Source organism: Amycolatopsis keratiniphila (genome assembly GCF_000400635.2).
Classification (GTDB): Bacteria; Actinomycetota; Actinomycetes; order Mycobacteriales; family Pseudonocardiaceae; genus Amycolatopsis; species Amycolatopsis keratiniphila.
Genome location: NC_021252.1, coordinates 643,350 through 656,590 on the forward strand (window position 1 = coordinate 643,350; position 13,241 = coordinate 656,590).

A 13,241-nucleotide genomic window follows, 5' to 3' on the forward strand; every position below is an offset into this window, starting at 1 on the left:
GCGTTTTGGCGCGTCCAGGGCGCCGGATCGCGTTTAGCCCGCGAAACGCGATCCGGGGCGGCGTGGAGGGTGGCGTGGGGGCTGACCTGCGTTTAGCGGGCTAAACGCGATCCGGCCTGGGGCGGGGCAGGTCGTGGATCTGCGCACCGGAGTGACGTGCACTACGGTGCCGCTAGCGGTGCACGGGCAGGCGGCGGGCTGCGCGAAAAGTTACCCGCGGGTCTGGCCAGAAAAGAAAACTGGTGAGTAACCTGTTCGCACTCAGCTCGTTGCACCTGGTTGACGCGGGTATCGCTGCGCGAACGCATGCGTCCTCTCGGGCCAGTGGCACGGGAAGGCAGTGCGCGACGACGCGGAACAGCTCCTGGAGGTGCGATGGGTGCCGAGGTGGTCATCGAAGGTCTTTCCAAGTCCTTCGGTAAGCAGGCCATCTGGCGGGACGTCACGCTGACCCTGCCTCCGGGCGAGGTTTCGGCGATGCTCGGTCCGTCCGGAACCGGTAAGTCCGTCTTCTTGAAGTCGATGATCGGTCTGCTTAAGCCGGACCGCGGCCGGTGCATGATCAACGGCGTCGACATCGTGACGTGCTCCGAACACCAGCTCTACGAAGTGCGCAAGCTCTTCGGCGTCCTCTTCCAGGACGGCGCGCTGTTCGGCTCGATGAACCTCTACGACAACGTGGCCTTCCCCCTGCGGGAGCACACGAAGAAGTCGGAGACCGAGGTCCGCCGGATCGTGCTCGAGAAGCTCGAGATGACCGGTCTCAACGGCGCCGACAAGAAGCTGCCCGGCGAGATCTCCGGCGGTATGCGCAAACGCGCCGGTCTCGCCCGCGCCCTGGTGCTGGACCCGCAGATCATCCTGGTCGACGAGCCGGACTCCGGTCTCGACCCGGTCCGCACCACCTACATCTCCCAGCTCTTCCTCGACGTCAACGCGCAGATCGACGCGACGTTCCTGATCGTCACGCACAACATCAACCTCGCCCGCACCGTCCCGGACAACCTGGGCATGCTCTTCCGCAAGGAACTGGTCATGTTCGGCCCGCGCGAGGTGCTGCTGACCAGCGAGGAGCCGGTCGTCAAGCAGTTCCTCAACGGCAAGATGGACGGCCCCATCGGCATGAGCGAGGAGAAGGACTCGGCCCAGCTCGCCGCGGAGCGCGCGATGTTCGAGGCCGGTCACCACGCGGGTGGTGTCGAGGACGTCAGCGGGGTGCCGCCGCAGATGCAGCCGACACCCGGCGTGCCGACCCGGATGGGCGCGGTCCGCCGCAAGGACCGCGTCATGCAGATCCTGCACGGCCTGCCGCCCGAGGCGCAGCAGAGCATCATCGAGTCGCTCTCCCCGGAGGAGCAGCAGCGCTACGGCGTCCGCCCGCAGCGCCTCGCGACCGCCGGCCACCGGTCGGTGCCCGCTGAGAGCTCGATCCCGAACCACCACCAGGGCCAGCTGCCCGACGACCAGGTCGCCCACATCCCGCACCCCGGGAGAGCGGGCAACCACCGCTTGCGGCCACAAGATCCGGGGTCAGGTGGCGCGTGAGCTCTTCCGCTTCATCGGCGAAGATCCCCGGGATCGGCATGTTGCGCGAGACCGGGAACCTGTTCGCTCTCGGCCTCGACATCGTTCGTGGCATTTTCCAGCGCCCGTTCCAGCTGCGGGAGTTCATCCAGCAGGCCTGGTTCATCGCCAGCGTCACGATCCTGCCGACCGCGCTCGTCGCGATCCCGTTCGGCGCGGTCATCTCGCTGCAGTTCGGTTCACTCGCCCGCCAGCTCGGTGCCCAGTCCTACACGGGCGCCGGGTCGGTGCTGGCCACCGTGCAGCAGGCCAGCCCGCTGGTCACCGCGCTGCTGGTCGCGGGCGCCGGCGGTAGCGCGGTCTGCGCGGACATCGGCGCGCGGACCATCCGCGAGGAGATCGACGCCATGGAGGTGCTCGGCGTCTCCGCGGTGCAGCGGCTGATCGTGCCGCGTGTGCTCGCGATGATGCTGGTGGCGCTCCTGCTGAACGGCATGGTCAGCGTCATCGGCGTGCTCGGCGGGTACTTCTTCAACGTCGTCCTCCAGGGCGGGACGCCGGGTGCGTACCTGGCGAGCTTCTCCGCGCTGGCCCAGCTGCCGGACCTCTGGGTCGGCGAGCTGAAGGCGCTGATCTTCGGCTTCATCGCCGCGGTCGTCGCCTCCTACCGGGGACTGAACCCGTCCGGCGGCCCGAAGGGCGTCGGCGACGCGGTGAACCAGTCGGTCGTCATCACGTTCCTCATGCTGTTCGTGGTGAACTTCGTGATCACGCTGATCTACCTGCAGATCGTGCCCGGAAAGCTGGACTGACGCATGACCTTTCTCCAGGGCGCCAAGCGGGTCGCCAACCGTCCTTTGCAGACTCTGGACAACCTCGGTGACCAGATGTCGTTCTACGGCCGCGCGTTGCTGTGGACGCCGAGGACGCTTCGCCGCTACATGAAAGAAGTCCTGCGGCTGCTCGCCGAAGTGAGCTTCGGTTCCGGCTCGCTCGCCGTCATCGGCGGCACGGTCGGCGTGATGGTCGGCCTGACCCTGTTCACCGGTGTCCTCGTCGGTCTCCAGGGCTACTCGGCGCTGAACTCGATCGGCACCTCGGCCTTCACCGGCTTCCTGACCGCGTTCTTCAACACCCGCGAGATCGCCCCGCTGGTCGCCGGCCTCGCGCTTTCGGCGACCGTCGGCGCCGGGTTCACCGCCCAGCTGGGCGCGATGCGGATCTCGGAGGAGATCGACGCGCTCGAAGTCATGGGCGTGCCGAGCCTGCCGTACCTGGTGACCACCCGGATCATCGCCGGTTTCGTCGCGGTCATCCCGCTGTACGTCATCGGCCTGCTGAGTTCGTATCTCGCGTCGCGGTTGGTCGTTATCTACATCTACAACCAGTCAGCGGGTACCTACGACCATTATTTCGACCTGTTCCTACCACCACAGGATGTGCTGTATTCGTTCATCAAGGTGCTGTTGTTCAGCGTCTTGATCATCCTGTCCCATTGCTATTTCGGATACCGGGCCTCCGGTGGCCCCGCCGGTGTCGGCGTGGCCGTCGGTAAAGCGGTCCGGCTGAGCATCGTCACGGTGTCCATCATGAACTTCTTCATCGGTTTCGCGATCTGGGGAACCGACGTCACGGTGAGGATCGCAGGATGATCGCGACAATCCGGCGCAGGCTGCTGGGCCTGCTTCTGGTCGCCGTGCTCATCGGCGGGGTGGCGCTGAGCATCGCGCTGTACCAAAGGGCGTTCACGCCCGTCGTCAGCGTGAAGCTCCAGTCGGGCAACATCGGGAACCAGTTGCTGAAGCAGTCCGATGTGAAGGTCCGCGGGCTCATCGTCGGTTCGGTCAAGGAGATCACCGCGACCCCGGACGGCGCCGAGCTCACGCTCGCGCTGAATCCCGAGTCGGCGAAACTGATCCCCCAGAACGTTTCGGCGCGATTCCTGCCGAAGACGTTGTTCGGTGAGCGTTTCGTTTCCCTCGAGATCCCGGACGCGCCGTCGGAGAAGGCGATCGCGGAAGGCGACGTGATAACCCAGGACCGCACGTCCGGCGCGGTCGAGCTGGAGCAGGCCTTCGCCCATCTGATGCCGGTCTTGCAGGCCGTCCAGCCGCAGAAGCTGTCGAGCACGCTTTCGGCGATCTCCACCGCCCTCAACGGCCGCGGTGACCAGCTCGGCGACACCCTCGCCCAGCTCGGCGACTACGTCGGGCAGCTGAACCCGCACGAGCCGAAGCTCCAGCAGAACCTCAAAGAGCTCGCGAAGTTCTCGGACAATCTCAACGCCGTCGCTCCGGACCTGGTGCAGACCTTGGACAACCTGAGCACCACCACCCGCACCGTGGTGGACCAGAAGCTGAACCTGGCGAACCTCTACGGCAGCGTCACCCAGGCTTCGGTCGATCTGCAGACGTTCCTCCAGAACAACGCCGACAACCTGATCCGGCTCGCCGACACCGCCCGCCCGACGGCGGAGCTGCTGGCCAAGTACGCGCCGTCGTACCCCTGCGTGATCGGGCAGATGGCGGACAACCTGCCCAAGATCGACAAGGCCCTCGGCAAGGGCACCGACCGGCCCGGTCTGCACGCGACCATCGAGGTCACCGTCAACCGCGGGCCGTACCTGCCCGGCAAGGACGAGCCGCGGTTCGAGGACAAACGTGGGCCGCGCTGCTACGACCTGAAGCAGTTCCCGGACCCGTTCCCGCAGTACCCGCCGGACGGCCCGATCAAGGACGGCAGCACGGTCAAGCCGCCGGCCCGCTCGGCGAACGACGGCCTTTCGCCTTCGAACGGCTTCGCGAACGTCGGCGGTTACAACGGCGGGGGAGCACCCGGCGGTAGCCCGTCCTACAGCGCGTCCGAATCGGACTTCCTCGCGCAGCTGGTCGCCCCGCAGGTCGGCATGGCCGCCTCGGACGTGCCCGGCTGGGGCTCGCTGCTCGTCGGACCGCTCTACCGGGGAGCGGAGGTGCACGTCAAATGAGGGGACTGCTCGCTCCGCTGCTCAAGCTGTGCGCCTTCATCGTGGTCACGGTGCTGTTCACGACGATCCTCGGGATCAGCATCGCCAACGTGAACACCACCAGCACCAACGCCTACAAGGCACGGTTCAGCGACGCCACCCTCCTGCTGCCCAACGACGACGTCCGCATCGCCGGTGTCCGGGTCGGGCAGGTCAAGGACGTCCGCATCGTCGACCGGCGCCAGGCCGAGGTCGAGTTCGAGGTGGACGCCGGCCGCAAGCTGCCCGCCGGGGTCACCGCGCAGATCAAGTTCCGGAACCTGGTCGGCCAGCGCTACGTCTCGCTCGGGCAGGGCACCGACTCCTCCGGCAAGACCCTGGAGCCCGGCGGGAACATCCCACTGGAGCGCACCACGCCCGCGCTCGACCTGACGCAGCTGTTCAACGGGTTCAAGCCGCTGTTCACCGCGCTCAACCCGGACGACATCAACAAGCTGTCCTACGAGGTCATCCAGGTCCTGCAGGGCGAGGGCGGCACGGTCGAAAGCCTGCTGAAGCACACCGCGTCGCTGGCCACCACGATCTCCGACAAGGACAAGGTGATCGGCGAGGTCATCGACAACCTGAACTCGGTGCTCACCACGGTCAACGCGCACACACCGCAGCTGAACGACCTGATCGTCAGGCTGCAGCAGCTGGTCTCCGGGCTGGCCGCGGACCGCGAGCCGATCGGCGACGCCATCGACTCGCTCGGCACCCTGGCCAAGACGACCTCCGGTCTGCTCGGCGAGGCCCGCGAGCCGCTCAAGCAGGACATCGCCGCGCTCGGCACGTTGTCGAAGAACCTCAACGACAACCAGCCGCTCGTCGAGCACTTCATCCAGTTCCTGCCGCAGAAGGTGACGGCGCTGACCCGCACCGCCGACTATGGCTCCTGGTTCAACTTCTTCGCCTGTGAGATGACGGGAGCCGTCGCCCTGCCTCCGCTGATCAACGAGCCGATCAACCTGCCGCTGCTGCCGGTGAACCGGGCGAGGTGCACGGCATGAAGTCGTTCCGGAAACGCAATCCGATCCCGATCGCGCTGGTCGGCATCTCGGTGCTGCTGCTCGGTTTCATCGCCGCGCTGAACTCCGAAGACCTGCCGGTGATCGGCGGCGGGACCACCTACACCGCGGACTTCAGCGAGGCCTCGGGCCTGCAGGAGGACAACGACGTCCGGGTCGCCGGCGTGAAGGTCGGCAAGGTCTCCCAGATCAAGCTCGACGGCGACAAGGTCCGGATCTCGTTCAAGGTCAAGGACGCCTGGCTGGGCGACAAGACCAGCGCGGCGATCAAGATCAAGACCGTGCTCGGCCAGAAGTACCTGGCGCTCGACCCGCAAGGGCAGCGCACGCTCGACCCGAGCGCGACGATCCCGCGTGAGCGCACGATGTCGCCGTTCGACGTCCTCGACGCCTTCCGCGGCCTCTCGCAGACCGTCGACGACATCGACACGACGCAGCTGGCGAAGAGCTTCGACGTCATCACGGAGACCTTCGCGGACACCCCGGCCGACGTGAAGGGCGCGCTGACCGGCCTTTCCCGCCTCTCGGACACCATCGCCAAACGCGACTCGCAGCTGGCGAGCCTGCTCGCGAACACGCGGCAGGTCTCGCAGACGCTCGTCGACCGCGACGCCGAGTTCCAGAAGCTGCTGGCCGACGGCAACAAGCTGCTCGGCGAGGTGGCCAAGCGCAAGGAGGCGATCTCCGCGCTGCTGGACGGCTCGCGCAACCTCGCCACCCAGCTCAAGGGCCTGGTCGACGACAACGACGCGCAGCTCGACCCGGTGCTCACCCAGCTCGACCAGCTGACCTCGATGCTGCAGCGCAACCAGGACGCCCTCGGCCAGGGCATCGCGCGGTTCGCGCCGTTCATCCGGGTGTTCACGAACACGATCGGCAACGGCCGCTGGTTCGACAACTACATCTGCGGACTGGTCCTGCCGTCGTTCGGCCCGATCAACGACAAGGGGTGCTACGAGAAATGAGTACCCGTCTCGGTTCCGGCCTCGCGCGCGGCTTCACCATCGCGATCGTGCTCGCGCTGGTCGTCGCCGGTGCGCTGTGGTGGACGCTCAAGGACGCGGGCCGCAACCACGTGACCGCGTACTTCGCGGGCACCGTCGGCCTCTACGAAGGCAACAGTGTCCGCATGCTCGGCGTGGACATGGGCACGGTCACCAAGATCCAGCCGATGGGCAACCAGGTCCGCGTCGAACTCGAATACGACCGTTCGGTGGCGGTGCCCGCGGACGCGAAGGCGATCATCGTGTCGCCGTCGCTGGTCAGCGACCGCTACGTGCAGCTCGCCCCGGCCTACAAGGGCGGCCCGCGGATCGCCGACGGCGCCGTCATCGGGCTCGACCGCACCGAGGTGCCGCTGGAGGTCGACGAGCTCGCCGCCAGCCTGTCCCGGGTCAGCAAGTCGCTCGGGCCCAACGGCGCCAACAAGAACGGTTCGCTGTCGAACCTGCTCGACACCGCCGCGAAGAACTTCGACGGCAACGGGCAGGCGCTGCACGACACGATCACGAAACTCGGCCAGGCCGCGGGCACGTTGTCGGGCAACAAGGACGACCTGTTCAAGACCGTCGAGAACCTCGGCTCCTTCTCGCAGACGCTGGTGAACAGCGACAAGCAGGTCCGCGACTTCGAACGGCAGCTCGCCGACGTCAGCGGATTCCTCGCGGGGGAGCGGGAGAACCTCTCGGCGACGGTGAAGCAGCTGTCGGACACACTCACCGCGGTGCAGGCGTTCATCGAGAAGAACCGCGACCGGCTCAAGTCCAATGTGGACAAGCTGGCCAGCGTGACCAAGGTGCTCGTCGACCAGCGCGGCGCGCTCGCCGAGATCCTCGACGTCGCCCCGGTCGGCCTCGGGAACCTGGTCAACACCTACAACGCCTCGTCGGGCACGCTCGACGCGCGGGCCAACCTCAACGAGCTCACCCAGCCGCCGCTGGTGATGGTGTGCAACCTGCTCAAGCAGACCCCGGACGCGCTCGACGCGCTGGGCGACGCGTGCAAGGGCGTCGCCGGGCTGGTCGACGGGCTGGTGCCGTTGCCGTCGATCGCGCAGGTGATCCAGTCGTCGCAGGCGGGCCAGCTGCCGCCGCTGCCGCTCCCGATCGCGGGGCAGCTCTACGGAACGGCGGCCAAGTGATGAGGAAGTCTTTGGTTCTGGCGGCCGTCGGCACGGTCACGGCGCTGACGTTGAGCGGCTGCGGGTTCAGCGGGATCTACGACGTCCCGCTGCCCGGTGGCGCCGAACTCGGCGACCATCCGTACACGGTCAAGGTGCAGTTCCGCGACGTGCTCGACCTGACCCCGCAGGCCGGGGTGAAGGTCAACGAGGTCGCCATCGGTCGCGTCGAAGCGATCGGCCTGACCCAGGACGGCTGGAACGCCGAAGTCACCCTCCGGGTCAACGGCGACGTGAAGCTGCCGGCGAACGCGCTCGCCAACGTCAAGCAGTCGAGCCTCCTAGGCGAGAAGTACGTCGAGTTGGCCGCCCCCGCCGACGGACAGGGCAAGCTCGCCGACAACGCGGTGATCCCGCTGGCCCGCACGAACCGCAGCGTCGAGGTCGAAGAACTGCTCGGCGCGCTTTCGCTGCTGCTCAACGGCGGTGGGGTGGAACAGCTCAACACCATCACCAAGGAGCTCAACAATGCCACCACCGGCCGCTCGCCGGAGCTGAAGGCGCTGCTCAACAACACCAACGAGCTGGTCACGAACCTCGACAAGCAGTCCGCGAACATCACGCGGGCGCTCGACGGGCTGAACCGGCTCTCGCTCACGCTGAACGGCCAGAAGGACAAGCTGGTCGGCGCGGTCGACAACCTCGGCCCCGGTCTCGGCGTGCTGGAGCAGCAGCGCGGCCAGCTGGTGACCATGCTGAACGCGCTCAACCGCCTTTCCGGTGTCGCCGTCGACACGGTGAACAAGAGCAAGGAAGACCTCGTCGCCGACCTCAAGGCACTGCAGCCGACGCTGCAGAAGCTCGGCGAAGCGGGCGCGGATCTGCCGAAGGCGCTGGAGATCCTGTTGACCTTCCCGTTCAGTGACGCCGCCTACGACGGCGTCAAGGGCGACTACTTCAACCTGTTCGCGAAGATCGACCTGAACCTGAACGAGATCCTCAAGAACCTCGGCCGCAGCCGGGAGAACCCGCTCAAGGACGTCGTCCCGGTGCCTGGTCTGACCGGTGGCACCGAGGGGCCGGGGGAGAATCCGCCGCTGCCGATCCCGGACAGCGTCGGCGGCGTCGCCGGTGGCCAGGCCGGCGCGCCGCAGGGCGGCGGCCAGCCGCAACAGACCGGACCCGCCGGTATCTTCGGCGTGCTTTCGGGAGGTGCCGGCTGATGCTGGTCCGTAGGACGAAGATCCAGCTGGTCGCGTTCGCGATCATCTCCGTGGTCGCCATCGTGTACGCGCTGATCCGGTTCGCCGGGCTCGGCCAGGTCTTCGGCGACGAGGGCTACACGGTGAAGCTGCAGCTCAAGCAGTCCGGCGGCATCTTCACCAACGCCGAGGTCACGTACCGCGGTTTCAACATCGGGCGGGTCGGCGAGCTGCGCCTGACCAAGACCGGGCTGGAAGCCGATCTCGACATCTCGCCGGACGCCCCGCAGGTGCCCGCCGATCTCGACGCCGTCGTCGCGAACCGGTCGGCGGTCGGCGAGCAGTTCGTCGACCTGAAGCCCAAGAGCGACAAGGGACCGTTCCTGAACGGGAGTTCGGTCATCCCGGCCGACAAGGTCAAGACGCCGGTGCCGACCGAGCAGCTCATCGGCGACCTCGACAGCCTCGCGGCCTCGGTGCCGACCGACTCGCTGCGCAAGGTCGTCGACGAGTCGTACAACGCCTTCAACGGCACCGGCCCGGACCTGCAGCGGCTGCTCGACACCGCGCGGAGCTTCACCACGACCGCGCAGGAGTACCTGCCGCAGACGATCCAGCTGCTGGAAAAGGGCGGGCAGGTCCTCGAAACGCAGAACGAGATGTCGAGCTCCATGAAGTCGTTCAGCGCGGACCTCAACAAGCTCTCTGGCACGCTGAAGAACTCCGACGCCGACATCCGGAAGCTGATCGGGATCACCCCGCAGGTGGCGAACCAGATCAGCTCGGTGCTCGCCGAATCCGGACCGGGGCTGGGTGCGCTGACGGCGAACCTGCTCACGACGTCGAACCTGCTGGTGACCCGGCTCGACGGGCTCGAACAGGGCCTGGTGACGTACCCGATGCTGGCCGCCGGCGCGAACACCGTCGCCAACGACGGCACCGCGCACCTGGGGCTCGCGCTCAACCTGTTCAACCCGCCGTCGTGCACCAAGGGCTACATCGGCCTGGACAAGTACCGCGAAGGCACCGACACGGCGCCTCGCGCGCCGAAGGACGACGCGTACTGCGCCGAGCCGAAGGGCAGCCCGATCAACGTGCGCGGTGCGCAGAACGCGCCGTACAACGGGGTCCCGCAGATCCCGTCGGAAGGCGACGTCGCGGCGAACGCCGGCCGCTCGGCCGAGGAACTGGCCAGCCTGCGCGCGGCGCAGGGCATGCCGAGCGTCCTGCAGAGCCCCGGGGTCAGCCTGCCCACCCTCGGCACGCTGCTGGGCCTGCCCGGCTGAGCCCGAGACCGTATACCTACTCTGGAGTGTCATGAGTTCTTCTCGATCGCGGACCCTGGTACTGGGGGCGGCGGCGTTCGCGCTGGCCGCCTTCCTCGCCGCGGCGATCTTCGGTGTCATGTGGGCCGTGGCCGCGTCGGACGACAACGCCGACCTGGCGCGCTCGCGGGACGATGTGGTCAAGGCGGGCGGCACCGCGATCAAGGCGTACACCGAGGTCGACTTCGAGAACCTCGACGAGTTCTTCAACCGGCAGAAGGCCGTCTCCGACGAGAAGATGAGCCAGCAGCTGGCCCAGCTGGAGCCGACCTACCGCAAGGCGCTCGGCGACGCGAAGACCAAGGTCGTGACCACCATCCAGGACATCGCGGTCGAGGAACTCGACGACCACGAGGGCAAGGCGAGCTTCCTCGCCGCCATCTCCACGCAGGTCACCCAGGGCGACAAGGCGAGCTCGAAGGCGTTGCGCCTGGAGGTCTCGATGACCCGGGTCGGCGATGAGTGGAAGCTGTCCGGGATCGACAACGTGCCCCTCGTCGCGGCCGGTCAGTAAGAGCGTCACCTAGAACGGAGCCACGTAGTGCCCCCCTCCCGTCGCCAGCCCCCTCGCAGCACTCCGCCGGTGCGCCGCCCCCGGGTGGCCGGCCTGCGACGGCCCGGTGCGTCTCCTGCTCCCGCTTCTTCTCCCGAGGTGTCCACCTCGGAGGTCGAGGTCGAGGAGACGCCGGTGGCGAAGCCGGCGCCGGTTCGTCGTCCGTCGCCGCGGCCGGCTCCGCGTCCTGAGCCTGAGCCTGAGGTCGTCGAGTCCGCTGAGGACACTGAGGACACTGAGGTCGCTGAAGAGCCCGAGGCTCCCGAAGAAGAGGTCGTCGCGAAGCCGAGCCCGCGTGCGAAGACCCGCGCGGTCGCCGAGGAGAAGCCGGACGACCTCGAAGAGGCCGAAGCCGAGCTCGACGAGTCGTCGGAGGACGAGAAGAAGCCGGGCTCGAAGCAGCTGATCCTAGCGGGCGCGCTGGTGGTCGTCGGGTTGCTGCTGGCCGCGACCGCGGTGCTCTTCAAGATCCAGGCCGACGAGGTGTCCAGCTCGACGAACAACACGGCGTTGCTGGACGTCGCGAAGACCGCGCAGGTCAAGGACCAGGTCGCGAAGGCGACCGAGGCGCTGTTCTCGTACGACTACAACAACATCGCGAAGACCGAGACCGCGGCGGCGGATCTGCTGGTCAACGACGACGTGCGGGCGAAGTACAACCTGCTGATGGGCGAGGTCAAGCGGCTGGCCCCGCAGCAGAAGATGGTCGTGACCTGCAAGGTCACCCGGAGCGCCGTCATCCGGCTGGAAGGCGACCGGGCCGACGTGATGGTGTTCGTCGACCAGAGCTCGACGCGGGCCGACACGAACAAGACCACCGCCGGGAGCGCTCAGCTGCACTTGAACGCGGAGCTGCAGGGCGACAAGTGGAAGATCACGGCGATGAACACCTACGCCGCTCCGCCGAACCCCACCGCTTCCTCGGCCCCCGCTTCGCCCCCGGCCTCCCCGGCCCCCTCGAAGTGACCCGGCCCGGATCGCGTTTAGCCCGCTAAACGCGATCCGCGCCTGCGGCCCCGCGTCGTTCCGTGAAGGCCTCCTTGAGGGACCCAGAGTCCCTCAAGGAGGCCTTCACGGCTTCCGGCAGCCCCACCCCCGCTGACCTGCGTTTAGCGGGCTAATCGTCACGCGTCGCCGCGCTGACCAGGGCCTCGGACGCCGCTCGACCGGAGCTTGAAGCTCGCCGTGCGCGCCTTCTTGGCCATCTTCCGGTCCGGATGGTCCGTGCCGACGACGTCCAGAAGTTCGAGCCGGTCCGGATGGCCGGAGGACGTCAGCAGGTCCACGACGTCGAAGCGGTCGTCCATGTCGGCGAGTTGATGGACGAACGCGCCGAGCGCGTGCATCGCCGCGTAGTGGTCGGCCATCCCGAGGACGACCTCGTCGCGGGTGATCGTTTCCCGGTCGACCGCGCCACGTTCGGACAGCCACATCGCGGCGGCCGCGCCGACCAGACCGCCTTCGGCCCGCACCGCCGCAGCGGTCTCGAGGCCGATCTCGCCGGTCTCCCCGAGCGCGATCAAGGCGAAAAGCCGTTCCACCGGGAGCCGCGCGGAGTGAAGGAACGCGCTCGCCTCTGCCGCCGCGCCGGAAGGCGACCGATGCCGCACCCAGGCCTTCAGCTCCGCGTCGATGATCCCCGGCGCGGACTTGGCGAGGCGTGGGCTCAGCTCGCCGAGACTCTCTTCCGCCGCCTCACCGATGACCGGTGCGTCCATTCCGGCCTCGCGGAGCGCCCTGTTGATCGCCCAGACGGCGATCGGGGTGAGGCTGAGGACGTACGGGGAGGGATCGGGTTTTCCGGCGATCTCGGCGATCAGCGCGAGCCCGGCCGGGTCCGCGGTGCGCTTCTCGAGCGCGCCGAGCCGTTCCAACAGGTCCAGCGCGACGCTGGTCGCGTACCGCGTCGATCCGTCCGGCGCCTGCCCGAGCTCGATGGCTTCGAAAAGGAGCTCGACCGGCACGGCGACCGGACCCGACCGGTAGAGCGTGAGGGTGATCGACGCGACCAGTCCGAAGGGCAGAGGCTCAGCCTCGCCGATCGTCGAATACAGCCGCTCCCAGAGCCGGAGAGCGTCGTCGACGAGCGTCGCGTTCTCCTCGACGGGCACGTGCTTACCGTCGACGACGCGGACCAGCCCGGACACCTCCGCCCACCGGGGGATCAGCGGATCGCCGGAGTCCGACCCGGCGACGTAGCCGCGGACCTCGCCGAGAAGGGGACTCTGTTCCGAGGCCTTCCGCAGCTCGGCTTCCGGCCGCAAGAGGACCGGGGGCATCTTGGCGTCCTGCTCCCACGTTTCGCTCACGCCCCCAGTCTGGCAGCGCCCGCCCGGCGCGCGTCGCGATTAGCCCGCGAAACGCAGGTGCGTCGCCGTGCCTGTGCGCCGCACCAGACGGCCCACCGGTCACAACGGTCACACGGGCCGAGTTCGCCCGGAGCGCCCCGCCGGTCGCCTGGCCAGACCCGGTGACCGCCCGGGAAG

The 13,241-nt window shown here is 67.8% G+C and carries 12 protein-coding genes; 11 read left to right on the forward strand and 1 reads right to left on the reverse strand.

All coding sequences use genetic code 11. The features are described from left to right. The first annotated feature begins 375 nt into the window (after window positions 1-375). From AORI_RS44135 to AORI_RS44185, 11 genes are all read left to right on the forward strand, one after another. Complete coding sequence (locus tag AORI_RS44135) at window positions 376-1,545, forward strand: ABC transporter ATP-binding protein (RefSeq protein ID WP_016331062.1); 1,170 nt, start codon at window positions 376-378, stop codon at window positions 1,543-1,545. A gap of 38 nt (window positions 1,546-1,583) precedes the next feature. Next, the gene (locus AORI_RS44140; RefSeq protein WP_020633292.1) at window positions 1,584-2,336 is read left to right on the forward strand and encodes an MlaE family ABC transporter permease; all 753 of its coding nucleotides are present in this window, start codon (window positions 1,584-1,586) and stop codon (window positions 2,334-2,336) included. Between the two features lie 3 nt (window positions 2,337-2,339). After that, on the forward strand, window positions 2,340-3,176 hold the full coding sequence (locus AORI_RS44145; RefSeq protein WP_016331063.1) for an MlaE family ABC transporter permease: 837 nt from the start codon (window positions 2,340-2,342) through the stop codon (window positions 3,174-3,176). Beyond that, a complete protein-coding gene (locus AORI_RS44150) occupies window positions 3,173-4,510 on the forward strand; it encodes an MCE family protein (RefSeq protein WP_016331064.1) in 1,338 nt (445 codons plus the stop codon). Before AORI_RS44145 ends, AORI_RS44150 begins: the two co-directional genes overlap by 4 nt. After that, window positions 4,507-5,538: an MCE family protein gene (locus AORI_RS44155; RefSeq protein ID WP_016331065.1), complete on the forward strand. Its 1,032-nt coding sequence runs from the start codon at window positions 4,507-4,509 to the stop codon at window positions 5,536-5,538. The genes AORI_RS44150 and AORI_RS44155 overlap by 4 nt, the downstream gene beginning before the upstream one ends. After that, window positions 5,535-6,521: an MCE family protein gene (locus tag AORI_RS44160; protein WP_043847881.1), complete on the forward strand. Its 987-nt coding sequence runs from the start codon at window positions 5,535-5,537 to the stop codon at window positions 6,519-6,521. The genes AORI_RS44155 and AORI_RS44160 overlap by 4 nt, the downstream gene beginning before the upstream one ends. Continuing rightward, window positions 6,518-7,696: an MCE family protein gene (locus tag AORI_RS44165; protein WP_016331067.1), complete on the forward strand. Its 1,179-nt coding sequence runs from the start codon at window positions 6,518-6,520 to the stop codon at window positions 7,694-7,696. Before AORI_RS44160 ends, AORI_RS44165 begins: the two co-directional genes overlap by 4 nt. Next, window positions 7,696-8,898: an MCE family protein gene (locus AORI_RS44170; protein ID WP_043847882.1), complete on the forward strand. Its 1,203-nt coding sequence runs from the start codon at window positions 7,696-7,698 to the stop codon at window positions 8,896-8,898. Before AORI_RS44165 ends, AORI_RS44170 begins: the two co-directional genes overlap by 1 nt. Next, window positions 8,898-10,163: an MCE family protein gene (locus AORI_RS44175; RefSeq protein ID WP_016331069.1), complete on the forward strand. Its 1,266-nt coding sequence runs from the start codon at window positions 8,898-8,900 to the stop codon at window positions 10,161-10,163. The genes AORI_RS44170 and AORI_RS44175 overlap by 1 nt, the downstream gene beginning before the upstream one ends. Before the next feature lie 31 nt (window positions 10,164-10,194). Beyond that, window positions 10,195-10,716, forward strand: coding sequence for a hypothetical protein (locus AORI_RS44180; protein WP_016331070.1), 522 nt, complete (start codon window positions 10,195-10,197; stop codon window positions 10,714-10,716). Between the two features lie 138 nt (window positions 10,717-10,854). After that, window positions 10,855-11,721: a hypothetical protein gene (locus AORI_RS44185; protein WP_016331071.1), complete on the forward strand. Its 867-nt coding sequence runs from the start codon at window positions 10,855-10,857 to the stop codon at window positions 11,719-11,721. A gap of 158 nt (window positions 11,722-11,879) precedes the next feature. Here the strand turns inward: AORI_RS44185 and AORI_RS44190 are convergent, their stop codons facing one another. After that, window positions 11,880-13,064 (reverse strand): hypothetical protein, encoded by a 1,185-nt coding sequence (locus AORI_RS44190; RefSeq protein WP_228688292.1) that lies wholly within the window; start codon window positions 13,062-13,064, stop codon window positions 11,880-11,882. Window positions 13,065-13,241: the final 177 nt, after the last annotated feature.

Excerpts from the sequence above, each read along its gene's own strand:
- AORI_RS44170 (WP_043847882.1), top strand. The coding sequence starts at position 7,696 with ATGAGGAAGTCTTTGGTTCTGGCGGCCGTCGGCACGGTCACGGCGCTG.
- AORI_RS44165 (WP_016331067.1), top strand. The coding sequence starts at position 6,518 with ATGAGTACCCGTCTCGGTTCCGGCCTCGCGCGCGGCTTCACCATCGCG.
- AORI_RS44135 (WP_016331062.1), top strand. The coding sequence starts at position 376 with ATGGGTGCCGAGGTGGTCATCGAAGGTCTTTCCAAGTCCTTCGGTAAG.
- AORI_RS44180 (WP_016331070.1), top strand. The coding sequence starts at position 10,195 with ATGAGTTCTTCTCGATCGCGGACCCTGGTACTGGGGGCGGCGGCGTTC.
- AORI_RS44140 (WP_020633292.1), top strand. The coding sequence starts at position 1,584 with ATGTTGCGCGAGACCGGGAACCTGTTCGCTCTCGGCCTCGACATCGTT.
- AORI_RS44145 (WP_016331063.1), top strand. The coding sequence starts at position 2,340 with ATGACCTTTCTCCAGGGCGCCAAGCGGGTCGCCAACCGTCCTTTGCAG.
- AORI_RS44155 (WP_016331065.1), top strand. The coding sequence starts at position 4,507 with ATGAGGGGACTGCTCGCTCCGCTGCTCAAGCTGTGCGCCTTCATCGTG.
- AORI_RS44175 (WP_016331069.1), top strand. The coding sequence starts at position 8,898 with ATGCTGGTCCGTAGGACGAAGATCCAGCTGGTCGCGTTCGCGATCATC.
- AORI_RS44160 (WP_043847881.1), top strand. The coding sequence starts at position 5,535 with ATGAAGTCGTTCCGGAAACGCAATCCGATCCCGATCGCGCTGGTCGGC.
- AORI_RS44150 (WP_016331064.1), top strand. The coding sequence starts at position 3,173 with ATGATCGCGACAATCCGGCGCAGGCTGCTGGGCCTGCTTCTGGTCGCC.